16 protein-coding genes are annotated in these 24,869 nt (G+C 75.2%); 13 read left to right on the forward strand and 3 right to left on the reverse strand.

Annotation, left to right across the window (positions count from 1 at the left end; genetic code table 11):
* Positions 1-46 precede the first annotated feature (46 nt).
* The 13 genes from mnmA (at position 47) to DMB38_RS26965 (ending at position 17,949) form a co-directional block, all read left to right on the forward strand.
* Positions 47-1,186, forward strand: coding sequence for a tRNA 2-thiouridine(34) synthase MnmA (gene mnmA, locus DMB38_RS26905; protein WP_206337751.1), 1,140 nt, complete (start codon positions 47-49; stop codon positions 1,184-1,186).
* 112 nt (positions 1,187-1,298) lie between these two features.
* The gene (locus DMB38_RS26910) at positions 1,299-1,835 is read left to right on the forward strand and encodes a TIGR00730 family Rossman fold protein (protein WP_125937321.1); all 537 of its coding nucleotides are present in this window, start codon (positions 1,299-1,301) and stop codon (positions 1,833-1,835) included.
* A gap of 12 nt (positions 1,836-1,847) precedes the next feature.
* Positions 1,848-2,558 carry an SDR family oxidoreductase gene (locus tag DMB38_RS26915; protein ID WP_047018258.1) on the forward strand — a complete coding sequence of 237 codons (711 nt, stop codon included), beginning with the start codon at positions 1,848-1,850 and terminating at the stop codon, positions 2,556-2,558.
* Positions 2,559-2,591: 33 nt separating this feature from the next.
* Complete coding sequence (locus DMB38_RS26920) at positions 2,592-3,650, forward strand: methionine synthase (protein WP_125937322.1); 1,059 nt, start codon at positions 2,592-2,594, stop codon at positions 3,648-3,650.
* 15 nt (positions 3,651-3,665) lie between these two features.
* On the forward strand, positions 3,666-5,825 hold the full coding sequence (ligA, locus tag DMB38_RS26925) for an NAD-dependent DNA ligase LigA (protein ID WP_125937323.1): 2,160 nt from the start codon (positions 3,666-3,668) through the stop codon (positions 5,823-5,825).
* A gap of 149 nt (positions 5,826-5,974) precedes the next feature.
* Positions 5,975-8,122, forward strand: a complete 2,148-nt coding sequence (locus DMB38_RS26930) for a bifunctional diguanylate cyclase/phosphodiesterase (RefSeq protein ID WP_125937324.1) — start codon at positions 5,975-5,977, stop codon at positions 8,120-8,122.
* A gap of 170 nt (positions 8,123-8,292) precedes the next feature.
* Positions 8,293-8,589 carry an Asp-tRNA(Asn)/Glu-tRNA(Gln) amidotransferase subunit GatC gene (gatC, locus tag DMB38_RS26935; RefSeq protein ID WP_125937325.1) on the forward strand — a complete coding sequence of 99 codons (297 nt, stop codon included), beginning with the start codon at positions 8,293-8,295 and terminating at the stop codon, positions 8,587-8,589.
* Positions 8,590-8,591: 2 nt separating this feature from the next.
* Positions 8,592-10,094, forward strand: coding sequence for an Asp-tRNA(Asn)/Glu-tRNA(Gln) amidotransferase subunit GatA (gatA, locus tag DMB38_RS26940; protein WP_125937326.1), 1,503 nt, complete (start codon positions 8,592-8,594; stop codon positions 10,092-10,094).
* Positions 10,091-10,330: a hypothetical protein gene (locus DMB38_RS26945; protein ID WP_047018264.1), complete on the forward strand. Its 240-nt coding sequence runs from the start codon at positions 10,091-10,093 to the stop codon at positions 10,328-10,330. Before gatA ends, DMB38_RS26945 begins: the two co-directional genes overlap by 4 nt.
* Before the next feature lie 37 nt (positions 10,331-10,367).
* Positions 10,368-11,861, forward strand: a complete 1,494-nt coding sequence (gene gatB / locus DMB38_RS26950; RefSeq protein WP_125937327.1) for an Asp-tRNA(Asn)/Glu-tRNA(Gln) amidotransferase subunit GatB — start codon at positions 10,368-10,370, stop codon at positions 11,859-11,861.
* 124 nt (positions 11,862-11,985) lie between these two features.
* Complete coding sequence (locus tag DMB38_RS26955; RefSeq protein WP_125937328.1) at positions 11,986-14,220, forward strand: MMPL family transporter; 2,235 nt, start codon at positions 11,986-11,988, stop codon at positions 14,218-14,220.
* A gap of 35 nt (positions 14,221-14,255) precedes the next feature.
* Positions 14,256-14,897: a hypothetical protein gene (locus tag DMB38_RS26960; protein WP_125937329.1), complete on the forward strand. Its 642-nt coding sequence runs from the start codon at positions 14,256-14,258 to the stop codon at positions 14,895-14,897.
* A gap of 34 nt (positions 14,898-14,931) precedes the next feature.
* Positions 14,932-17,949, forward strand: a complete 3,018-nt coding sequence (locus DMB38_RS26965) for a helix-turn-helix transcriptional regulator (protein ID WP_125937330.1) — start codon at positions 14,932-14,934, stop codon at positions 17,947-17,949.
* A gap of 162 nt (positions 17,950-18,111) precedes the next feature.
* On the opposite strand, the gene DMB38_RS26970 is transcribed toward DMB38_RS26965, so the two are convergent.
* From DMB38_RS26970 to DMB38_RS26980, 3 genes are all read right to left on the reverse strand, one after another.
* Entirely contained in the window at positions 18,112-21,132 is a 3,021-nt protein-coding gene (locus DMB38_RS26970) for a helix-turn-helix transcriptional regulator (RefSeq protein WP_125939306.1), read from the reverse strand.
* 298 nt (positions 21,133-21,430) lie between these two features.
* Positions 21,431-21,586: a hypothetical protein gene (locus tag DMB38_RS36250; RefSeq protein ID WP_164716126.1), complete on the reverse strand. Its 156-nt coding sequence runs from the start codon at positions 21,584-21,586 to the stop codon at positions 21,431-21,433.
* Positions 21,587-21,826: 240 nt separating this feature from the next.
* The gene (locus DMB38_RS26980; protein WP_125937332.1) at positions 21,827-24,868 is read right to left on the reverse strand and encodes a helix-turn-helix transcriptional regulator; all 3,042 of its coding nucleotides are present in this window, start codon (positions 24,866-24,868) and stop codon (positions 21,827-21,829) included.
* Position 24,869 lies beyond the last annotated feature (1 nt).

The following is a 24,869-nucleotide window of genomic DNA, read 5'->3' on the forward strand; positions in this document are numbered from 1 at the left end:
GCCGCCGGACGGTTCCGCGCCGCGGGCTCGTTACCCTGGAGTGGCTATGACACCACGAGCGACACCCACGGCCCGCCCCGCCCGTCTGAAGGTCCTCGCCGCCATGTCCGGCGGCGTGGACTCCGCCGTCGCCGCCGCCCGCGCCACGGCGGCGGGACACGACGTCACCGGGGTGCACCTCGCGCTCTCCGCCAACCCGCAGTCCTTCCGCACCGGCGCCCGCGGCTGCTGCACCATCGAGGACTCGCACGACGCCCGCCGCGCCGCCGACGTCATCGGCATCCCCTTCTACGTCTGGGACCTCGCCGAGCGGTTCCGCGAGGACGTCGTGGAGGACTTCGTCAGCGAGTACGCCGCGGGCCGTACGCCCAACCCCTGCCTGCGCTGCAACGAGAAGATCAAGTTCGCCGCGCTGCTCGACAAGGCGCTGGCCCTCGGCTTCGACGCGGTGTGCACCGGCCACTACGCGAAGGTCGTCACCCGCGAGGACGGCAGCCGCGAGCTGCACCGCGCGGCGGACGCCGCCAAGGACCAGTCGTACGTCCTCGGCGTGCTGGACGAACGGCAGCTCGCGCACGCGATGTTCCCGCTCGGCGAGACCGACACCACAAAGGCCGAGATCCGCGCGGAGGCCGCCGAGCGCGGGCTGTTCGTCGCGAAGAAGCCCGACAGCCACGACATCTGCTTCATCGCCGACGGCGACACCCAGGGCTTCCTCGCCCGCCGCCTCGGCACCGCCGAGGGCGACATCCTGGACGAGTCAGGCGCCCGCGTCGGCACCCACTCCGGCGCGTACGGCTTCACCGTGGGCCAGCGCAAGGGCCTGGCCCTGGGCCACCCGGCCCCCGACGGCCGGCCGCGCTACGTGCTCGACATCTCGCCCGTCGACAACACCGTCACGGTCGGCCCGGCCGCGTCCCTGGACGTCGAGGCGCTGACGGCGATCTCGCCGCGCTGGTGCGGTACGCCGCCGGCGGGACCCGGCGCGTACACCGCCCAACTGCGCGCGCACGGCGGCGAGACGGCGGTGACCGCCGAGGTCGCCGGCGGCGAGCTGCGGGTGAGCTTCGCCGCGCCGGTCCGCGGGGTGGCGCCGGGGCAGGCCGTGGTGCTCTACGACGGCACGCGCGTGGTCGGCTCCGCCACCATCGCCACCACCCGCCGCGCGGGCGCGCCGGCGGCATAGTGCGGCCAGGGCCGGACAGTGCGGCCAAGGCGGCATAGTGCGGCCAAGGCCGCGTAGCGCGGCCGAAACGCGCCGGTCCGCGGCGCCCTTGCCCGCGCGTACCGTGTGACGCATGAACATCTGCGTCTTCCTCTCCGCCGCCGACCTCGACGAGCGCTACACGGCGCCCGCCCGCCACTTCGCCGAACTCCTCGGCAAGCGCGGGCACACGCTGGTGTGGGGCGGTTCCGACGTGGGCCTGATGAAGGTGGTCGCCGACGGGGTGCAGGAGTACGGCGGCCGGCTCGTCGGGGTCTCGGTGACGTTCCTGGCCGACAAGGCGCGCGCGGGCGCCGACGAGATGGTGATCGCCGGGGACCTCGCGGAGCGCAAGGCGGAGCTGCTCGGCCGCTCCGACGCCGTCGTGATCATGGTCGGCGGCACCGGCACGCTGGACGAGGCCACGGAGATCCTGGAGCTGAAGAAGCACGGGCTGCACGCCAAGCCGGTGGTGCTGCTCAACACCGCGGGGTACTACGACGGGCTGCGGGAGCAGTTCCGGCGGATGGAGGCGGAGGGGTTCCTGCCGCTGCCGCTGACGGAGCTGATGTTCTTCGCGGACGACCCCGAGTCCGCCATGACGTACCTGGAGGCCCGTCCGGCGCGGTGACAGGATGACCGCATGAGTGAGATCACCCCTGCCACCACACATCTGATCACGGGCGCCGGCTCCGGCATCGGCGAGGCGCTGGCCCGGCGGCTGGCCGCGCGCGGATCCGCCGGGCTCTGGTTCCTCGTCCGCGGCGAGGCCCGCGCCGCGGAGCTGGCCGAGCGCTTCCCCGGTGCGCACACCGTCGTGGCCGACCTCGGTGCGCCGGGCGGCCTGGCCGACGCGCTGGCCGGGCAGGAACTGCCCGCCCGGCTCGACTCGCTGGTGCACGTCGCGGGCGTGGTGGAGCTGGGCCCGGTCGCGGAGACCACCCCGAAGGTCTGGGACGAGACGCTGGCGGTGAACCTGACGGGGCCCGCCGAGCTGACCCGGCTGCTGCTGCCGCGGCTGCGGGCGGCGCGAGGGCACGTCGTGTTCGTCAACTCCGGCGCCGGGCTGAACGCGGGACCGGGGTGGGGCGCGTACGGCGCGAGCAAGCACGGGCTGAAGGCGCTGGCCGACGCGCTGCGCGCGGAGGAGGCCGGCAGCGGCGTGCGGGTCACCACGGTCTACCCGGGCCGCACCGCCACGCCGATGCAGGCCAAGGTGCACCGGCAGGAGGGCCGGGAGTACGAGCCGGGGCGCTGGATCGACCCGGAGTCGGTGGCGACCACCCTGCTGACGGCCCTCGACCTGCCGCGCGACGCCCAGCTCACCGACGTCTCCGTACGCCCCGGCCCGTAGGGACTGTCGCACTTTCGGCATACCCTCACCCTCGTGACTGAGACAGCGACGCGCCCCTGGGGCGCAGGTGCCGCCACCGGCGTGGGATCCATGCCGGGCGAGGACGCGCGGGAGACCGCGCGCACCGTGACCGGCGAGGTCGGCGACTTCCCCTTCCTGCCCGAGCTGCCCGCCCGCGGGCCCGGGGCCGACATGGTCGGCCGCAGCGTGGGGATGCTCGTCGACGTCTACGCACACCTGCAGCCCAGCGGCTGGCGCGTCGCCGACCGGCCGGGGATGGACACCCGCAGGACGCGCTCCTGGCTGGGCGAGGACCTGGACGCGCTGGAGGAGTTCACCCAGGGCTACGCGGGACCGCTGAAGGTCCAGGCCACCGGGCCCTGGACGCTCGCCGCCGCGCTGGAGCTGAAGGGCGGCGAGGCCGCGCTGCGGGACCCCGGCGCCTGCCGCGACCTGGCCGCCTCGCTCGCCGAGGGGCTGCGCGCCCATCTGGCGGAGGTACGCCGCCGAGTGCCCGGCGCCGAGGTGGTGCTCCAGCTCGACGAGCCGTCCGTGACCGCCGTGCTCACCGGCCGGGTCGCCACCGCCAGCGGCTACCGCACCTACCGCGCCGTGGACCGCGCCGTCGTCGAGGGCACCCTGCGCGACGTGATCGCCGCCGCCGGCGCCACCGGCCCGGCCGGCACCCCGGTCGTCGTCCACTCCTGCGCCCCTGACGTGCCCTTCGCCCTGCTGCACCGCGCGGGCGCCGCGGCCGTGTCGTACGACGCGGCGCTGCTCACCGAACGCCAGGACGAGACCGTCGGCGAGGCCGTGGAGGGCGGGCTCGGGCTCTTCGCGGGCGTCGTGCCGGCGACGCCGAAAGCGTCCGCGGGCGCGCCCGGCGGTGCGGGTCAGATGTCAGACCCTGCAGGTAGCGTCGGGGGTGTCAGGACGTTGTGGCGCAGGCTGGGGCTGTCGCCGCAGGCGCTCGCCGGCAGTGTGGTGATCACTCCGGCGTGCGGCCTCGCGGGCGCGGACCCGGAGTACGCCCGCCGGGCCCTCGCCCACTGCGTCCGTGCCGCAGGGTCCCTCGCCCGGGACCCGGAGTGACAACGGGAGGCCGGTGTGAGTACGGACAGCGTGGCGCGTGAGCGGCATCGGCTGCTGGCGGAGCAGATCGAGGAGCACCGCTTCAGGTACTACGTGACGACGCCCGTCATCAGCGACGCCGACTTCGACAAGCTGCTCCGGGAGCTGGAGGCGCTGGAGGCGGAGCACCCGGAGCTGGTCACGCCCGACTCGCCGACCCAGAAGGTCGCCGGGGCGTACGAGACGGAGTTCACCTCCGTCCGGCACCGCGAGCGGATGCTCTCGCTGGACAACGCGTTCTCGGACGAGGAGCTGGACGCCTGGGCCGACCGGATGGCCCGGGAGCTGGACCCCCAGCCGTACCACCTGCTGTGCGAGCTGAAGGTCGACGGCCTCGCGGTCAACCTGACGTACGAGCACGGCCGGCTGGTCCGCGGCGCCACCCGCGGCGACGGCCGCGCCGGCGAGGACATCACGCCGAACATCCGCACCATCGGCGATATCCCGCACCGGCTGCGGGGGGAGAACGTCCCGGATCTCGTGGAGATCCGCGGCGAGGTGTACTTCTCGCTCGGTGACTTCCAGAAGCTCAACGCGGACCTGGTGGCCGAGGGCAAGCCCCCCTTCGCCAACCCGCGCAACTCCGCGGCCGGTTCGCTGCGCCAGAAGAACCCCCAGGTCAGCGCCTCCCGCCCGCTGCACATGGTGGTGCACGGCATCGGTGCGCTCGAAGGCGCCCGCTTCGACCGCCTCTCCGGGGCGTACGACCTGCTCAAGGAGTGGGGCCTGCCCACCTCGCCGTACACGAAGGTGGTCGACGGGATCGACGGCGTACGGGCCTTCATCTCCCGCTACCACGAGCGGCGGCACGACGTGGCGTACGAGTTCGACGGCGTCGTCGTCAAGCTCGACGAGATCGCCCTCCAGGGCCGCCTGGGCTCCACGTCCCGCGCGCCGCGCTGGGCCATCGCCTGGAAGTTCCCGCCGGAGGAGGTGAACACCAAGCTGGTCGACATCCGCGTAGGCGTCGGGCGCACCGGACGGGTAACGCCGTACGCGGTGGTCGAGCCGGTGACGGTGGCGGGATCCGAGGTCGAGTTCGCCACGCTGCACAACCAGGACGTGGTGAAGGCCAAGGGCGTCCTCATCGGCGACACGGTCGCGCTCCGGAAGGCGGGCGACGTGATCCCCGAGATCATGGGCCCGCTCACGGACCTCAGGGACGGCAGCGAGCGGGAGTTCGTGATGCCCGCGGAGTGCCCCGAGTGCGGCACGGCGCTCAAGCCCATGAAGGAGGGCGACGTCGACCTGCGCTGCCCCAACGCCCGCTCCTGCCCGGCGCAGCTCCGCGAGCGGCTGTTCTACCTCGCCGGACGCCGCTGCCTGGACATCGAGAACTTCGGGTACGTCGCCGCGACGGCGCTCACCCAGCCGCTGGAGCCGGCGGAGCCGCCGCTCAGGGACGAGGGCGGCCTCTTCGACCTGAAGGTCGAGGACCTGCTGCCCATCAAGTCGTACGTGCTGGACCAGGACACCGGGCTGCCCAAGCGCGACCCGGAGACCGGCGAGGAGAAGGTCGTCACCTTCTTCGCCAACAAGGAGGGCAACCCGAAGAAGAACACCGAGCTGATGCTCGGTCACATCCGGGCCGCCAAGGACCGGCCGCTGGCCCGGATCATCGCCGGGCTGTCCATCCGGCACGTCGGCCCCGTCGCCGCGGAGGCGCTGGCCCGCGAGTTCCGCTCCATCGACCGGATCATGGCGGCGAGCGAGGAGGAGCTGGCCGCGGCCGAGGGCGTCGGGCCCACCATCGCGGCCTCGCTCACCCAGTGGTTCGCCGAGGACTGGCACCGCGAGATCGTCGAGCGCTGGCGCGCGGCGGGCGTGCGGATGGAGGAGGAGGCGCAGGAGTCGGAGGGCGCGCGTCCGCTGGAGGGGCTGACCGTCGTCGTCACCGGCACGCTCCAGTCGCACACCCGGGACGGCGCGAAGGAGGCGCTGCAGAGCCGCGGGGCCAAGGTGACGGGTTCGGTCTCGAAGAAGACCGACTTCGTGGTCTCCGGCGACAACCCCGGGTCCAAGTACGACAAGGCCGTGCAGTTGAAGCTTCCGATCCTCGACGACGCGGGCTTCGCCGTCCTTTTGGAGCAGGGACCCGACGCCGCCCGCGACGCCGCCCTGCCCCCGCCCGAGTAACCGCCGCCCCCGGCCCGTTCGAGCGCTGACCGAAACCCGGCGAGTCGGGGGCAATCGGGCGACCGCAGCCGATCGCCGCCCCAGAAAGGCTTTCGCGGCCTAGTGTGGATGGGCGCGCCGACGCGCGCCCAGGCGGTGAGAGGGACGGGATGCGACCGACGGAGAGCACGGAACCGGCGCCGGTGCTGCGCCGGTTGGTGCTGCCCGCCCTGCCGTGGCTGGCGCAGGCCGCGGGCGGCCTGGTGTTCGCCATCGGGGTGCTGTACGGGCTGCGGCAGGGCCACGCGCTCTTTCCCCGCGGCACCGCGGGCTGGGGCCTGGCCGTCCTGACGGCCGTCCTCATCGCCCATCTGGTCGCACCCGGCCGCGACCGCTGGTCCGGAGGGAACGGCTCGGCCGCCGCGCTCACCCTCGCCGTGCTGCTGCTCTACGGCTGGATCCCGGCCGTCGCCGTCAGCCTGCTGGTCATCCTCGCCGTCGCCCTGGTCCGCCGGCCGCACCGCCGCCAGGCGCCGCTGCACGGGGCCGTCGAGATCCTCGGCATCTCGACGGCCGCCGTGGTGCTGTGGACCTGCGGCGAGCACCCGACGGTCGAGGAGCCCTGGGAGCCGGGCTCCTGGGACCTGTACGCGCTGCCCGAGCTGATCGCCGCCGCCCTGGCGTACGTCCTGGTGACCCGCGTGCTCACCTGGTACGCCGACCCCGGCCACCGCGAAGGCCCCGGCCTGCTCGCCCGCGCCGCCCTCACCCGCCAGGGCCTGGGCGGCGCCGCGCTCCTCGGCATCGCGCCGCTCATCATCGTCGTGGCCGTCAACACCCCCGTGCTGCTGCCGCTCTTCGCGGTGCCGCTCATCGCCCTCGACTCCAGCCTGTGGATGGCCCGCGCCCGCGCCGAGGAGCAGTTGCGCGACCCGCTGACCGGACTGCCCAACCGCCAGTGGCTGCTGGAGCGCACCTGGCACGCCCTGGCCGAGGCCGAGAGCACAGGACGGCGCGCCGCCCTCATCCTCATCGACCTCGACCGCTTCCGCGCCGTCAACGACACCCTCGGCCACCGCGCCGGTGACCGGCTGCTGCTCCAGCTCGCCGGCCGGCTGCGGCTCGCGCTGCCCCGCGGCGCGGAGGCCGCCCGCCTCGGCGGCGACGAGTTCGCCGTGCTCATCCCGCTCACCGACTCCGCCACCAGCGCCCAGCGGGTGGCCCGTACGCTCGTCGCCGCCCTCGGCTCCCCGCTCGACCTCGACGGGATGAGCCTGGTGCTGGAGGCCAGCGCCGGCGTCGCCGTCTACCCCGAGCACGCCACCGAGACCGAGGGCCTGCTCCAGCGCGCCGACGTGGCGATGTACCAGGCCAAGCGGGACCGCAGCGGCGTCGAGGTCTACGAGGCCCGCCGCGACGGCAACACCCCCGACCGGCTGGGCCTGCTGGGCGACCTGCGCCGGGCGCTCCAGGCCCGCGAGGTCGCGCTGCACTACCAGCCGAAGGTCGGCTTCGACGGCCGCGTCGTCGGCCTGGAGGCCCTGGTCCGCTGGGCGCACCCGGAGCGCGGGCACGTGAACCCGGAGGAGTTCATCGCCATCGCCGAGACCTCGGGCCTGATGCCGGTGCTCACCGAGTACGTGCTGGAGACCGCGCTCGCCCAGGTCGCCGACTGGCGCGCCGCCGGCCTCCAGGTGCCCGTCGCCGTCAACGTCTCGCCGCGCGACGTGCACACGCCCGGCTTCGCCGGCGCCGTCGCCGCCCGCCTCGCCCGGCACGGCGTGCCGCCCGGCGCGCTGCAACTGGAGATAACGGAGCACGTGCTGCTGGAGGACCCGCAGCGCGCGGCCGACACGCTCGCCGGGCTCACCGGGCACGGCGTGAAGATGTCGCTCGACGACTTCGGCACCGGCTACTCGTCGCTGGTCCATCTGCGCCGGCTGCCGGTGAGCGAGTTGAAGATCGACCGCTCGTTCGTCGCCCGGCTGGCCGTCGACCCGGAGGACCTGGAGATCGTCCGCTGCACCGTCGACCTCGCGCACTCCCTCGGCCTGCGCGTCGTCGCCGAGGGCGTCGAGGACGACGAGACCTGGGAGCACCTGCGCGACCTCGGCTGCGACGCGGTGCAGGGCTGGCTCGTCTCCGCCGCCATGCCGCCGGCGGAGACCACCGCCTGGCTGCGCGCCCGCGGCCCCGGCCCCGGGGCCAGGGCGCTGCCGGCCGCGGCGTCCGCCGCGCGCCCGGCGGACGAGCCGGCGGCGGCCGGGGCCGTGCCGCAGCCGGGCGAGGCGGAGGAGCCGGTCAAGCCGGTGAAGTGACCGCCGCCCCGCCGCCGCAGGGCACCCGGGCGGACGAACCGTCACGTACGGCCGGGGCGGCCGTGGAGGCGGCCGGAACCGCCCCCGCCGGGAAACCCGGTCGGGCGCACCGCCCCGCGCCCCATAGGATTGCCCCGAAACCGTCACACCACCCTGTGAGGATGACCCGCATGCCTGGCATCACGCGCGAGGAGGTCGCCCACCTCGCCCGGCTGGCGCGCCTGGAGCTGAGCGGCGAGGAGCTGGACCACTTCGCCGGCCAGCTCGACGCCATCATCGGCGCGGTCGCCCGCGTCGCCGATGTGGCCGGCGAGGACGTACCGCCGACCAGCCACCCGCTGCCCCTGACGAACGTCATGCGCCCGGACACCGTCCGGCCGGGCTTCACCGCGCAGCAGGCGCTCTCCGGCGCGCCCGCGCAGGAGCAGCAGCGTTTCAAGGTGCCGCAGATCCTGGGGGAGGAGTGACCGTGGCCGACAGCTCGGGAATCATCAGGCAGACGGCGGCCGAGACCGCCGCGCAGATCGCCGCGGGCGACGTCAGCGCGGTCGAGGTGGCGGAGGCCCATCTCGCCCGCATCGAGGCCGTGGACGAGAAGGTGCACGCCTTCCTCCACGTCGACCGCGAGGGGGCGCTCGCCCAGGCGCGCGATGTGGACGCCCGGCGCGAGCGCGGCGAGCAGCTCGGCCCGCTGGCCGGCGTGCCGCTGGCGCTCAAGGACATCTTCACCACCGAGGGGGTGCCCACCACCGCGGGGTCGAAGATGCTCCAGGGCTGGGTCCCGCCGTACGACGCGACCGTGACCCGGCGGCTGAAGGAAGCCGGCGTCGTCATCCTCGGCAAGACCAACATGGACGAGTTCGCGATGGGCTCCTCCACCGAGAACAGCGCCTACGGCCACACTGGCAACCCTTGGGACCTCACCCGGATCCCCGGCGGCTCCGGCGGCGGTTCGTCGGCCGCCATCACCGCGTACATGGCGGCGCTGGCCATCGGCACCGACACCGGCGGCTCCATCCGCCAGCCCGCCTCCGTCACCGGCACGGTCGGCGTCAAGCCGACCTACGGCGGCGTCTCGCGGTACGGGATGATCGCGTTCTCCTCCAGCCTCGACCAGGGCGGCCCGTGCGCCCGTACGGTGCTGGACGCGGCGCTGCTGCACGAGGTGCTGGCCGGCCACGACCCGATGGACTCCACCTCCATCGACGCCCCCGTCCCGGCCGTCGTCGAGGCCGCGCGCCACGGCTCGGTGGCCGGGACGCGCGTCGGCGTGGTGAAGGAGTTCCGCGGCGAGGGCTACCAGCCGGGGGTCATGCAGCGCTTCGACGAGGCCGTCGAGCTGCTGCGCGAGCTGGGCGCCGAGGTCGTGGAGGTGTCCTGCCCGGCGTTCGACAGGGCGCTCGCCGCGTACTACCTCATCGCGCCCGCCGAGGTCTCCTCGAACCTCGCCCGCTACGACGGCCTGCGCTACGGCCTGCGCGCCGGCGACGACGGCACGCACTCCGCCGAGGAGGTCACCTCGCTCACCCGGGCGGCGGGCTTCGGCCCCGAGGTCAAGCGCCGCATCATGCTCGGTACGTATGCGCTGAGTTCCGGCTACTACGACGCCTACTACGGCTCGGCGCAGAAGGTCCGCACCCTCATCACCCGTGACTTCGAGCGCGCCTACGAGCAGGTCGACGTGCTCGTCTCGCCGACCACCCCGACGACCGCGTTCCCGATCGGCGAGCGGGTCGACGACCCGATGGCGATGTACCTCGCCGACCTGTGCACCATCCCGTCCAACCTCGCCGGCAACGCCGCGATGTCGCTGCCCTGCGGCCTCGCGCCGGAGGACGGGCTCCCGGTGGGGCTGCAGATCATCGCCCCCGCCATGGCCGACGACCGGCTCTACAAGGTCGGTGCCGCGGTGGAGGCCGCGTTCACCGACCGGTGGGGCCACCCCCTGCTGGAGGAGGCACCCGCCCTATGAGCAAGTTCGCCAAGGCCAAGGACTTCAAGAAGTCCAAGACCGGTGTGTACATCTCCCTCACGTCCACGCTCTTCGGCGTGATCAGCGTCGCCAAGCAGATGAAGCAGGCGCGCTTCGAGGAGGACCGGCTGCGTCAGCTCGACGCCGCGGTGTCCGCCGCCGCCATCGCCACCGGCGTCGCCCTGCTGGTGCGGGAGCTGCGCCGGATGAACGACGACGACATCCTCGCCGGCTGAGCGGGCCGCGCCGGGGTCGAGAGGCTGGAAGAGAGCTGTGACTGTCACGTACGAGGACGCCCTCGCGACGTACGAGCCGGTGCTGGGCCTGGAGGTCCACGTCGAGCTCGGCACCGCGACCAAGATGTTCTGCGGCTGCGCCACCGCGCTGGGCGCCGGGCCCAACACCCAGACCTGCCCCGTCTGCCTCGGCCTGCCCGGCGCGCTGCCGGTGGTGAACGAGACGGGCGTGGAGTCCGCGGTCAAGATCGGCCTGGCGCTCAACTGCGAGATCGCCGAGTGGTGCCGCTTCGCCCGGAAGAACTACTTCTATCCGGACATGCCGAAGAACTTCCAGACCTCGCAGTACGACGAGCCCATCGCGTACGACGGCTACCTCGACGTCGAGGTCGACGGCGAGGTCTTCCGGGTCGAGATCGAGCGCGCCCACATGGAGGAGGACACCGGCAAGTCCACCCACGTGGGCGGTGCCACCGGGCGGATCCACGGCGCCTCGCACTCGCTGCTGGACTACAACAGGGCCGGCATCCCGCTGATCGAGATCGTCACCAAGCCGATCACCGGCGCCGGCGCCAAGGCCCCCGAGGTGGCGAAGGCGTACGTGGCCGAGCTGCGGGAGCTGATCAAGGCCCTCGGCGTCTCCGAGGCCCGGATGGAGCAGGGCCAGATGCGCTGCGACGTGAACCTGTCGCTGATGCCGGCCGGCGCCACCGTCTTCGGCACCCGCAGCGAGACGAAGAACGTCAACTCGCTGCGCAGCGTCGAGCGCGCGGTGCGCTCCGAGGTCATCCGGCACGCCGAAGTCCTCGACGGCGGCGGCAAGATCGTCCAGGAGACCCGCCACTTCCACGAGGACACCGGCACCACCACCTCGGGCCGTACCAAGGAGGAGGCGGAGGACTACCGCTACTTCCCCGAGCCCGACCTCGTGCCCGTCGCGCCCGCCCGCGCGTGGGTGGAGCAACTGCGCTCCGGGCTGCCGGAGCTGCCGCGGCTGCGCCGCAACCGGCTGCGCGAGGAGTGGGGCGTCTCCGCGCACGACATGCAGTCCATCCTCAACGCCGGGGCCATCGGCCCGATCGTCGCCACCATCGACGCGGGCGCGGACGCCACCGCGGCGCGCAAGTGGTGGATGGGCGAGCTGGCCCGGCGGGCCAACGAGGACGGCGTCGAGCTGGCCGCGCTGGCGATCACGCCGGAGCAGGTCGCGCGGGTGGCGGCGCTGGTCGCGGAGGGCAAGCTCAACGACAAGCTGGCCCGCCAGGTCATCACCGGCGTCCTGGACGGCGAGGGCACCCCGGACGAGGTCGTCGACAAGCGCGGTCTGGCCATCGTCAAGGACGAGGGCGCGCTCGGCGCCGCGGTCGACGAGGCCATCGCGGGCAACCCGGCCATCGCGGAGAAGATCCGCGGCGGCAAGGTGCAGGCGGCGGGGGCGCTGGTCGGCGCGGTCATGAAGGCCACCCGCGGCCAGGCGGACGCCGCCCGCGCCCGGGAGCTGATCATGGAGAAGCTGGGCGTAGCGGACTGATGGTGTGAAAAAAGCCACTCATCGGACCAACGATCTCCCGCACCTGTAACAGTGGCAGCGCAGGTGCAGGAGTCTTTGAGGGCCGACCTCCCTGAAAGATCGTGAATATCCCAGGGAGCCGCCCGTGTCCGGTCTCGCCCGGTGGTGTCTCCGCCGCCGCCTGCTCGTCGTCCTGCTCTGGCTCGCCGCCTTCGCCGGGACCGCCGTCGCGGCGGCCCTGCTGGGGCCGGCGTACTCGAACGACTACGACGTCCCGGGCACCGAGTCCGGGCGGGCGCAGGTGCTCATGGCCGAGGCGTTCCCCGGCATGGACGGCGTTGCGGACTCCGTCGTCTGGCACGACGACGGCGGGGTCGGCGACGCGCAGACCAGGGAGCGGGTGGACGCGGCGCTGACGGAGATCGCCGGGCTGCCGGGGGTCTCGGAGGTGAGCGGCCCCTACGGCTCGTACGCCGCCGGCGAGGCGGGGGCCGCCACCGGGAACGGCGCCGGTGACGGCGGGGCGGTCAGCGCCGACGGGCGCACGGCGTACGCCACCGTCACCTACGACGGGGCCGTGGACGACCTGGCGACCGGAGACGTCCGCAAGGTCGTGGACGCCGCGGGGACGGCGGCGGGCGACGGTCTGGAGGTCGCCGTGGGCGGCCCCGGGGCCGGGCTGCTCCAGGCGCCGTCCGTGCACTACGGCGAGGCCGTCGGGGTGGTCGTCGCGGCGGTCGTGCTCTTCGTCGCGTTCGGCTCGCTCGCCGCGATGGCGCTGCCGATCGCGACCGCGCTCGTAGGCGTCGGCACGGCGTACTGGTGCGTCACCCTCCTCGGCCACGCCATGGCCGTCGCCGACTTCGCCCCCATGCTCGGCATGCTCGTCGGCCTCGGCGTCGGCATCGACTACGCCCTGTTCATCGTCACCAGACACCGCCGCGGACTGCGCGAGGGGCTGCCCGTGGGCGAGGCCGCGCAACGCGCCGTGGCCACGGCCGGGCGGGCCGTGGTCTTCGCGGGCGTCACCGTGTGCATCGCGCTGCTCGGCATGCTGGTGCTGCGGCTGAACTTCCTCACCGGCGTCGCCGTCGCCGCCTCGCTCACCGTCGTGCTCACCGTCGCCGCCTCGATCACGCTGCTGCCGGCGCTGCTCGGCGTCATCGGCATGAAGGCCCTCAGCCGCCGCGAGCGGCGCGCGCTCGTCGAGAACGGCCCGCGGCCCGAGGTGCCGCGCGGGCTCGCCGCCCGCTGGGCCGGTCTGGTGGAGCGCCGGCCGCGGCTGCTGGGCGCGCTCGCGCTGGTGCTCATGGGCGTCCTCGCGCTGCCCGTCGCCGCGCTCCACCTGGGCAGCTCCGACCAGGGCAACCATCCCGCGAGCGCCACCACCAGGCAGGCGTACGACATGATGGCCGGGGGCTTCGGCCCCGGCAGCAACGGCCCGCTCACGCTCGTCGCCCACCTCGACGGTGCGGGCGACCGGGTCGCCTTCGACTCGCTGCCCGAGACGCTGCGCGGCACCCCGGGCGTCGCCGACGCCACCGCTGCGGTGCACGGCAAGGGCGGCGGCACCGGGCTGATCACCGTCACCCCGGAGACCGCGCCGCAGGACGAGGCGACGTCGGACCTGGTGGACCGGCTGCGCTCGGACGTGCTGCCGGAGGCCGCGGACGGCACGTCGATGCAGGTGCACGTGGGCGGCATCACGGCGGGCCAGGACGACTTCGCCGAGGTGATCGTCGGCAAGCTGCCGCTCTTCGGCGGCGTCGTGATCGCGCTGGGCTGCCTGCTGCTGCTGGTGGCGTTCCGCAGCGTGGGCGTACCGCTGAAGGCCGCGCTGATGAACGTGCTGGCCGTGACGGCGTCCTTCGGGGTGGTGGTGGCGGTCTTCCAGTGGGGCTGGGGTGCCGGGCTGCTGGGGCTGGGCGCCACCGGGCCGATCGAGCCGTTCCTGCCGGTGATCATGATCTCGGTGCTCTTCGGGCTCTCGATGGACTACCAGGTCTTCCTGGTCAGCAGGATGTACGAGGAGTGGCGGGCGACCCGCGACAACCGGCGGGCGGTGCGGGTCGGGCTCGCCGAGACCGGCCGGGTCATCAACTGCGCGGCGCTCATCATGATCGCGGTCTTCTCGGCGTTCGCGCTGGGCGGGGACCGGATCATCGCGATGTTCGGGGTGGCGCTGGCCGCGGCGGTGGCGCTGGACGCCTTCGTGCTGCGCACGCTGCTGGTGCCGGCGCTCATGCATCTGCTGGGCCGGGCCAACTGGTGGCTGCCCGGCTGGCTGGAGAAGCGGCTGCCGCACATCGGCGTCGAGGGGCCGGAGGAGCCGGCGGCCGCCGAGCACATCCGGCTGCCGGAGGAGACGGCGGTTCGTTAATACTCCTCTCAGACGGGCCGCCTACGGTGCCCGGCATGACTGCACTATCGAAGACCGACCGGGCGGCCGGCGCCGCCGGGACCGACGCCGCGGACGCCACGGGGGCCGCCGGCACCGCGAAGACCGCGGACCCGGTGGACGCGCCGGCCGCCGACGAGGCCGCGTACGACGACACGGAGGGCGACGACACCGAGGCCGACGGGGCCGATGAGACCGACCGGGCCGGGAAGGGCCCCGACGGCGACGAGCCCGGCGAACTGCTCCCCGCCGCCCGCGCCTCCACCGGCGTCGCCGCCGGCGCCGCGGCCATCGTGGGCGCCGCCCTGGGCCTCGCCTCGCTCACCGGCACCTGGCTGGCCGACCTCGTCTCCGCCCGCAGGGAGCTGACCGGCCAGCTCGAATCCGCCAACGGCACCGCCGCCGAGCAGATCTCCGCCGCGTACGGCACCCCCTGGCACACCATCGCCCTCTTCAACGGCCTCACCGCGGTCGTCGCCCTGATCGTGTCGGCGGCGGTGCTCGTCCGCCCGGCGTTCGGCGACAGCGGCCTGCGGCCCGTGGTGTGGGTACGGGCCGTGGCCGTCGCGGGGGTGGTGCTGGGCGCGCTCGGGCTGGTGATCGCGGCCGTCATGCGCTTCGACGTCTTCGCCGGCCTGCCCACCGTGCCCGGTCAGTGAGAAAACCGATTCCACGCTGTCAGTGCAGCGTGCGATGCTCGACAGCGTGCAGAGCCGAACGATCAGCCCGGTGTTCGCAGGCCGTCATGACGAGTTGAAGACCCTCGACGCCGCGCTCGCCCGCGCCGCGCTCGGCGAGCCGCAGGTGCTGCTCGTGGGGGGCGAGGCAGGCGTGGGCAAGAGCCGGCTGCTGGACGAGTTCCTGGAGGCGGCGCAGGGCGCCGGCGCGGTCACCGCGGTCGGCGGCTGTCTGGAGCTGGGCGCGGACGGCCTGCCCTTCGCGCCGTTCGCCACGGCGCTGCGCATGCTGCACCGCAAGGTCGGCGCCGAGCTGACGGAGCTGGCCGCGGGCCAGGAGCCGGTGCTCGCCCGGCTCCTCCCCGACCTGGGCCCGGTCACCGAGGAGCCGCACGGCCAGGACAGCCGGGCCCGGCTCTTCGAGCTCACCGTCGGCCTGCTGGAGCGGCTGGCCGCGGGGCGCACCGTGGTGCTGGCCCTGGAGGACCTGCACTGGGCGGACCGCTCCACCCGCGAGCTGCTCGGCTATCTCGTCCGCTCGGTCCAGGGCGCCCGCCTCGTGGTCCTCATGACGTACCGCTCGGACGACGTCCACAGGCGCCATCCGCTGCGGCCCTTCCTCGCCGAGCTGGACCGGCTGCGCTCCGTGCAGCGGCTGGAGCTGGCCCGGCTCAGCGAGGACGAGGTGCGCAGCCAGCTCGCCGGCATCCGCGGCGTCGCCGAGCCCGAGCGCGAGCTGACCGCCGAGGTGTACGCGCGCAGCGAGGGCATCCCCTTCTTCGTCGAGGAGCTGGCCCTCAGCGAGGACGCGGGCCGCCTCAGCGACTCCCTCCGGGATCTGCTGCTGGTACGGGTCGAGGCGCTGCCCGAGGGCGCCCAGCGCGTGGTGCGCCTCGCCGCGCGGAACACGCGCGTCCCGCACGCCCTGCTCGCCGTCGTCTCCGGCCTCACCGAGGACGAGCTGATCGAGGGCCTGCGCGCCGCCGTCGGGGCGAACGTGCTGGTGCCCGACGAGGAGGGCGAGGCGTACCGCTTCCGGCACGCCCTGCTGCGCGAGGCCGTCCTCGACGACCTGCTGCCCGGCGAGCGCACCCGCCTCAGCAGGCGGTACGCGGAGGCCCTGGAAGCCGACGCCGGGCTGGTCGCGGCGGAGGAGCGGGCGACCCGCCTGGCGAGCTACTGGTACTACGCGCGCGATGCCGCCAAGGCCCTGCCCGCCGTGCTCCACGCCGCCCTGGAGACCCGAGCCCGGCACGCCTACGCCGAGCAGCTCAAGCTGCTGGAGCGGGCGCTGGAGCTGTGGGACGAGGTGTCGCCCGAGGAGCGCCGCGGGCTGCCTTCGCAGGGCGGCCTCGAGTCGTATCCGCCGTGCGGCTGCGGGGACCGGCCGGAGGAGATCGAGCTGCACCTGGTCGACCTGCTGGCGCACGCCGCGTTCGCGGCCCGGCTCGACCACCAGTGGGAGGCGGCGCTGAAGTTCGTGAAGAAGGCGCTCAAGGTCGTCGACGAGACGCGGGACCCGCTGCGCGCCGCCTGGTTCTGGCTGGAGCGCTCCAAGCTCATCGCGCTCGCCGGCCGCGGCGACGGCCGCGCGGAGCTCACCCGGGCGCACGAGCTGGTGCACGACCTGCCGGCCTCGGCCACCCACGCCGACGTGCTCGCGCACGTGGCGATGTGGGAGCTGCTGCACGCCTCCGACCTGGACAGCATGGCCCTCGCCGAGCGCGCCGTCGAGCTGGCCAGGCAGGCGGGCGCCGGGGAGGTCGAGCTGGGCGCGCGGATCACGCTGTGCACGCTGCGCTCGGCCAAGGGCGACTCCGACGCCTGGATCGCGGAGTTGTACGAGATACGGGACCTGGCCGGGCAGCGCGGCGCCCACCGCCAGATGGGCCGCGCGTGTATCAACCTCTGCGACGCGCTGGAGAAGGCCGGCCGGTCCGCGGAGGCGGTCGAGGCGGGCCTCGCCGGCATGAAGGACATGTACGGCCGCGGGCTGTACGACGCCGCGGCCTTCGCCGCGCTCAACGTGGTGGAGTCGCTGACCTCGCTGGGCGAGTGGGACCGCGCGGAGCAGATGCGCCAGGAGTGGAAGCGGCACGCGGCCGGCTCCCGCACCGGCGCGTCGGTGGCGCTGCGGCGGGCCCAGCTCGCGCTGCTGCGCGGGGAGTTCGAGCTGGTGCCGGAGCTGATCGCCGCGGCCCGCAGGTACCGGGGGCGCAACGACGGCGAGCCGCAGTACGAACTGCCCTTCGCCGCGGTGGAGATGAGCGCCCTGTGGACGCTGGGAAAGGCGCCGGAGGCGCTGGACCTGCTGGAGCGGCACCTGGCGCTGCTGCCGCTCTCCGGCCAGGAGGCGTACGTCTGGCAGCTCCTGGTCGCCGGCGCCCGGCTGGCGGGGGACGTCGCCGGGGTGCCGGGGGTGCCGGAGGCGCGGCGTGCGGAGATCGTGGCGCGGCTGGCGGACGCGGCGGCGGTCCTGCCGGCCGAGGGGCCGCCCTGGACGCCGTCGTCCCGCCTCTTCGCGGCGGAACTGGCCCGCGCCCGCGGGCTCGCCGACCCCGCCGTCTGGGCGGCGGCCGCCGCGGCGTACGAGCCGCTGGGCCACCCGCACACGCTGGCGCACATCGCGTACCGCCGGGCGGAGACGCTGCTCGCCGGCGCCGCGGGCGGCGGCGCGGCGGCCCGCGACATCGCGGCCCCGCTGCTGGCCGAGGCGCACGCGACGGCGGTCCGCCTCGGCGCGGCCCCGCTCCGCGAGTCCGTGGAACACCTCGCGGGCCGCGCCCGCGTCCCCCTCGGCAGGGCGTCCCGCCCGCCGGCGGACCCGGTGGAGTCGCTGGGCCTCACGGCCCGCGAGACGGACGTGCTGCGGCGGGTGGCGGTGGGACGGAGCAACCGCGAGATAGCGGAAGAGCTGTTCATCGCGCCGAAGACGGCGAGTGTGCACGTGTCGAACCTGATGGCGAAGCTGGGTGTGTCGAACCGCGGCGAGGCGGCCGCGATGGCCCACCGCCTGCGCCTCTTCGAGGACTGACCCCCGCGGGCCGGGTCGCGCGTCGCGGAGCGCGGCTGCCGGACCCATACGGTGACGGGGAAACCCGGGGCGGTGCAGGACGGCGCCCCGCGACCGTGCCCGCCGGGCCCTCCGCCCCCGGGACGGACCGGCGCCCGCCATCCCGGTGGAGCCGAGGGGGTGTCAGGCGCTCTCGAAGAGGCGCATTCGGTGTGCCACCGCCGCGGCCTCCCCGCGGTTGGAGACGCCGAGTTTGGCCATCAGGTTGGACACGTGCACGCTCGCCGTCTTCGGCGAGATGAACAGCTCCTCGGCGATCTGCCTGTTGCTCCGCCCCGCCGTGACCAGCCGCAGCACGTCCGTCTCGCGGGCCGTCAGCCCCAGCGCCTCCGCCGGATCGGCGGGCGCCGGCGCCTGCGCCGCCGCATCGCCGGGAGCCGCGAGCGGGATCCGCGCGCGGGCCGCCAACTGCTCGACGCCGTCGCGCAGCGGCGCCGCGCCCAGCGCCTGGGCCGCCGCGTACGCCTGCCCGAGCAGCCGCGCCGCCCGCTCCCGTACGGGCACGGCCGCGCCGCCCGCGAGCAGCGCCTCCGCCCACCGGTAACGCACCCAGCCCAGCTCGTGCGGCCGCTCCAGCGGCTCCAGCGCCGATGCCGCCGCCTCCCACAGGGCCACTTCGGAGCCGCCCCGCGCCCGGGCCAGCTCCGCGACGAAGTACCGCTGCCACGCCACCCAGATCGGCGTCGGCGTGTCCAACTGCCCCGCCGCGCGCTCCAGCCGGTCCAGCAGCTCGTCGCGGCCCGCCGCCGTGCCCGGCAGCCCGCGCGCGTCGCCCTCGGCCGCCGCCGCGGAGACCAGGAGCTGCCACAGATACGACTCGTGCCCCAGCTCCGGCAGCTTCACCAGCCCTTCGGCGAGCATCGCCCGCGCCTCGTCGTACCGCCCGCGCTCCATCAGGATCCGCGCCCCGATCTGCACCATGCGGTACGAGCCCTGCGGCTCCGCCTGGCTCGCGCCCGCGGCCTCGCGCGCCTCGGCGAGCAGTTCCCCGGCCCGGTCCACGTCCCCGCGGTACAGCGCCAGCCAGGCGGCGGCGAGCCCGGCGAACGCGCGGGTACGGGCCTGGGCCCCGTACGACCGCAGCCGGGCCAGGTCCTGCTCGGCGGCGTCCCACTCGCCGACGGAGATCATCGCGTCGACCATGTTGCACCCGATGAAGGCGATCGAGTCGCGCAGGCCCTGCTTCCTGGCCGCCGCGAGACCGCCGCGCGCCGCCTCGATGGCCTCGCGGGACCTGCCGGTCATCTCCAGCACGGACGCGAGGTTGTTGTGCGCCCGGCCGATGACGGTCGGGGCCCCGCTGCGGTCGGCGGCGTCGCGCAGCTCGTACAGCTCGGCGATGCCGCGCTCGACGTCGGCGGCGTGGGTGCGGAGCGTGGCCAGCGTGATCCGCGCGTGCAGCTCGACCTCCGCGGCGCCGACCAGCCGGGCCTGCTCCACCGCGCTCTCCGCCAGCGGGATGCTCGCCGGGTCGGGGCTGTGCAGCATCTTCCAGAGCGCGGCCGTCGCCAGCACGTCCGCCTTCACCGGCGACGGCGGCCGGTCCGCCACCAGCTCCTGCGCCTTGCCCAGCTCCGCCCAGCCGTCGGCGCCGCCGCTGTTCACGACCTGCCACTGCCGCTCCAGCCAGAACCACGCCGCCCGCTCCGGCTCCGCCTCCTCGTCGAGCAGCTCCAGCGCCCGGCGGGTGAGCGTGCGCGCCTGCTCGTGCGAGTCGTCGAGCCGGGCGGCGACGGCGGCCTCGGCGAGCAGGTCGACGAAGTGCAGGTGGGGCTGGTCGGCGCAGCGGCACAGCGGATACGACTCGGCGTAGCGCGCCGCGGGCAGCTCGCGCAACTGCTCCTCGGGCACCTCGTCCCACAGCTCGACGGCCCGCCGCAGCAGGGCCAGTTGCTCGGCGAACGCGTGCCGCATCCCCGCCTCGTCGGCCGCCTTGAGCGCGGCGGGCAGTGCCCGGGCCGGGTCGCGGGCCGCGTACCAGTGGCTGGCCAGCCGGGCGGCGTGCTCCTCCGGGCGGACCAGCGAGGGATCGGCCGCCAGCGCCTCCGCGTAGCGCCGGTGCAGCCGGGAGCGCTCGCCGGGCAGCAGGTCGTCTCCGGTGGCCTCGCGGAGCAGCGCGTGCCGGAAGCGGTAGCTGTCGGCGCCGGGGCCGCCCGCCGCGGGCATCAGGATGCCGGCGTCGACCGCGGGCCGCAGCGCCTCGATCAGCTCCTCCTCGTCCTGCCCCGACACCGCGAGCAGCAGCCCGAACTCCACGGTCGAGCCGGCCTCCGCGGCGGTCCGCAGCACCCGCTGCGTCGCCTCCGGCAGCGCCTCGACCCGGACGAGCAGCAGGTCGCGCAGCGACTCCGACAGCGCGTCCGGCGAGCCGCCGCAGTCCAGCAGGGCGGTCAGCTCCTCGACGAAGAAGGGATTGCCGTCCGAGCGCTGGAAGATCGTGTCCACCAGGTGGGGCAGCGGCCCGGCGCCGCGGATCGCGGTGAGCTGGCCGATCACCTCCTGCCGGGAGAAGCGCGCCAGCTCCAGCCGCTGCACCGTGCGCAGCCGCTCCAGCTCGGCGAGGAAGGGGCGCAGCGGGTGGCGGCGGTGGATGTCGTCCGAGCGGTAGGTGCCCAGCAGCACGACGCGGGCGCCCTGCAAGGACCGGATGAGGTAGCCGAAGAGCTCGCGGGTGGAGCGGTCCGACCAGTGGAGGTCCTCCAGCACCAGCACGACCGTCCGCTCGGCGGCCAGCTTCTCCAGCAGCCGGGCGGCGTGCTCGAAGAGCCGGGCCTTGGCCTCGACGTCGTGCCGGTCCCCGGGGTCCTCCGCGCCACCGGCGCCCGCCAGCTCGGGCAGCAGCCGGGCCAGCTCGGCCTCGCCGCCGCGGGCGGCCCGCACCAGCTCGTCGCCGAGCGCGCGGTGCAGCGCGCGCAGCGCGGTGGCGAACGGCGCGAACGGCAGCCCCTCGGCGCCCAGCTCCAGACAGCCGCCGACGGCCACCACGGCGCCGGCCCGCTCGGCGCGGCCGGCGAATTCCTCCACCAGCCGGGTCTTGCCCACCCCGGCCTCGCCGCCGACCAGCAGGGCCTGCGGCGCGCCGGCACCGGCCCGCTCCAGGGCGGCGCCGAGGGAGCGCAGCTCGTCGGCCCGGCCGACGAGCACGGGGCTCACGCACGAGATCGTCACAGTGGAGAGCATCGCACAGCCTTACGACACGGGGGCAGCACGGCGAAGCCGCGGGGGAGGGGCCGCGGACGACGAGAGCGCCCGGCCCGCGGTGCGCGGGTGGGCGCTCTCTGGTCCGGTCCGGGCGCGTGGGTCCAGGTCCGGTCTTCGGTGGGGGCGGCGGCCGCTGCCCGGCGGGGCAGCGGCCGGCCGCCCGGGGTCCCCGGGTCCCGCGGCGGGATCCCGTCTCCGCGCGGCCCGGACCGTACGGCGATCCGCCGCACCGTACGGCACGTCAGGCCGCCTTCACCCAGCGGGCCAGGACGCGCGCCCGGCGGGCCGCCCGGCGCTGCTCCCGGCGGGCCACGGCGGCCTCGCGGGCGAGGCGGTACTGCGCCGCCTCGCGGCGCAGGTCGGCGGAGCGGGTCTCGTGCATCTGGTATGCGAACATCTCGTTCTCCCCTGCGTTCCGGCTGGTCTCCTGCGGTGTGATTCCAGCTTCGCGGCCCAGGGGGGTCCGCCACATCGGGAGACTTCCGCATCTCCGGGCGCCCGCCGCCTTACCCGGGGCGCCTACGCGCGCGTACACGCCTAAGGCCCCCGGGGATTCGCGCCGCCGGGGGCCTCAGGTGCCTTAGAGCCGCAGCCACCACCTCGGCCGGAGCCGGGCGGCGGGTCGCGGCCGTCCGTCCTACGCGTCCTCGAAGAGCCGGAGGCGGTGGGCCGTCGCGGCGGCTTCGCCGCGGGCGGAGACGCCGAGTTTGGCCATCAGGTTGGACACGTGCACGCTCGCCGTCTTCGGCGAGATGAACAGCTCCTCGGCGATCTGGCGGTTGCTGCGTCCCGCCGTCACCAGCCGCAGCACCTCCTGCTCCCGCGACGTGAGCCCCAGCGCCCGCACCGGGTCCGCCGGGGCCGGGTCCGGGCCGCCGAGGGACACCCGGGCGCGGGAGGCAAGCGCCGTGACCGCCGTGCGCAGGGGGACCGCGCCCAGGGCGCCGGCCGTCGCGTGGGCGTCGGCGAGGAGGGGCGCGGCGCCCTCCCGGTCGCCGGCGGCCAGCAGCGCCTCCGCCCACCGGTGCCGCACCCGGGCCAGCTCGTACGGCCGGTCCAGCGGCTCGAACGCGGCCGCCGCCGCGGCCCACGGCGCCGGGTCGGGGTCGCCCGCGGCGCGGGCCAACTGCGCGCGCAGGAGCAGCGCGTGCGCCGCCCACACCGGCGCCGAGCAGGAGAGCCCCGCCGCCGCCGTACGGATCCGCGCCAGCGCCGCGGCGGTGCCCCGGGCGAACGCCGGCACCCGCCGCCCGTCCCCCTCGGCCTCCGCCGCCACCTCCAGCAGCAGCCACGCGTACCGGTGCACGCCCGGCGCCAGACCGGCGTCGACGGTGCGGGCGGCCTCCTCGCGGGCGCCCGTCAGGTCGCCGCGCGCCGCCGCGACCGACGCCGTCAGCGTGCTCAGCGGGATCGCCATCTGCGGCTGCGTCTGCTGCGGCCCGAGCCGGTCGCGGGCGGTGGCCAGCAGCGCCTCCGCCCGCGCCACGTCGCCGCGGAAGAGCGCGAGACGGGCGCGGGCCTGGACGAGGTTGCCGTACGTCAGGGCGACGACCGCGTCCCGCTCCGCCCGGTCGGCGACGCGCTCCGCCTCGTCCCAACGGCCCATCGCCACCAGGGAGTCCACCTGGTTGCCGAGCGAGAAGGCCACCTTGTCGCGCCGCCCGCGGCTCGCCGCCGCCCGCGCCGCGTCCGCGGCGACCTCCGCCGCCTCCCGGGAGCGGCCCAGGTTCTCCAGCGCCGCGGCCAGGTTCAGCTCCGCGCGCGCCGCCGCCGTGTAGTCGCCGCTGCGCCGGGCCCGGTCGCGGGCCTCGCGCAGGATGCCCACGCCCACCTCCTCCCGGCCGGAGTCCTCCAGGTGGATGCCCAGGGTCACCTGCGCGTTCAGCTCCAGGTTCTCCTCGCCGGCCGCCGCGGCGGTACGTACCGCGAGCTCGGCCGCCGCCAGCCCCTCGGGCCGGCCCGGCCGGTGCAGCATCTCCCAGCTCGCCGCGGCCGTCAGCACCAGCGCCGGGACCCGCGACGGCGGCAGGTCGCGTACCAGCCGCAGCGCATGGTCCAGCTCCGCGCGGCCGTCGCCGCGCGCGAGGTCCTCCACCAGCCAGTGCCGCTGCACCCAGAACCACGCCGCGCGCAGCGGCTCCGCGGCCTCGTCGATGGCCTCCAGCGCGCGCCGGGTGAGCGCCAGGGCCCGTTCCCGCTCGTCCGCGAGCCGGGCGGCGACGACGGTCTCGGCGAGCAGGTCCAGCTCGGTGAGGGGGGTGTCCGCCGCGCCCGTCTCGAAGTCCTCGATGCGGTCCGCGGGCCGCAGCCGGGCGCGGATCTCCCGCGGTACGTCGTCCCACAGCTCCATCGCGCGCTTCAGCAGCTCGTACTGCTCGGCGAAGGCGTGCCGGCAGCGCGCCTCCACCGCCGCGGCCAGCACCGCGGGCAGCGCCCGCGTGCTGTCCCGGCCGTGGTGCCAGTGGCGGGCGATGCGGGTGAGCCGCTGCTCGGCCCGGACGAGCGTGGGGTCGGCCTGGAGCACCTCCGCGTAGCGGCGGTTGAGCCGGGAGCGCTCGCCGGGCAGCAGGTCGTCGCGGACCGCCTCGCGCAGCAGCGCGTGCCGGAAGCGGTACGACTCGCCGTCCTCGTCGGGTACGAGCACGTTGTGGGCGACGGCCTCGCGCAGCGACTCCAGCAGCGCGTCCTCGCCCTCGCCGGTGACCGCGGAGAGCAGCGCGTGCTCCGCGTGGCTGCCGGCCTCGGCGGCGACCCGTACCACCCGCTGGGCGGGCTCGGTCAGCCGCTCGACCCGGACGAGCAGCAGGTCCCGCAGCGACTCGCTGAGGCTGCAGTCGGGGTTGGCCGACAGCTCCTCGACGAAGAAGGGGTTGCCCTCGCTGCGCCGGAAGATGTCGTCGGCGTGGGTGGGCGCCGGCACGGTGCCGTGGATGCCGGTGAGCTGGGCGGCGACCTCGTCGCGGCTGAGCCGGGCCAGCTCGATGCGGCGCACGGAGCGCAGCCGGTCCAGTTCGGCGAGGAACGGGCGCAGGGGGTGGCGGCGGTGGATGTCGTCGGAGCGGTACGTCGCCAGCACCACGAGCCGGGTGGCCTGCATGGTGCGGAAGAGGAAGGAGAGCAGCTCGCGGGTGGAGCGGTCGGACCAGTGCAGGTCCTCCAGGGCGAGGACGACGGTGCGCTCCGCGGCCAGCCGCTCCAGGCTCTGCGCGGTCAGCTCGAAGAGGCGGGTGCGGCCGTCGCGCTCGTGCGGCGGGGCACCGGCCGGGGGCGCGTACGAGGAGTCGGGCAGCAGCCGGGACAGCTCCTCCTCGCGGCCGCCGACGGCCGCGGCGATCGCCTCGTCGCCCAGCTCGCGCTGGAGGGCGCGCAGGGCGGTGGTGAAGGGGGCGAACGGCAGCCCGTCCGCGCCCAGCTCGACGCAGCCGCCGGCCGCGGTCACCGCGCCCGCGGCCCGCGCCGCGGCCAGGAACTCCTCCACCAGGCGGGTCTTGCCCACCCCGGCCTCGCCCGCGACGACGAACGCCTGCGGCTCGCCCGCGGAAGCGCGGGCGAGCGCGGCGTCGAGCGTCTTGAGTTCTTCCGTGCGCCCGGCGAGTACGGGGCTGAGGCGGACGGCTCTCACGCCGCCGAGGATGTCATGCGCCTCGGCCCCGGCGACAGGTGCCGGCGGGGCGGCCATC

Source organism: Streptomyces sp. WAC 06738, from assembly GCF_003945505.1.
In the GTDB taxonomy this organism is placed as follows: Bacteria; Actinomycetota; Actinomycetes; order Streptomycetales; family Streptomycetaceae; genus Streptomyces.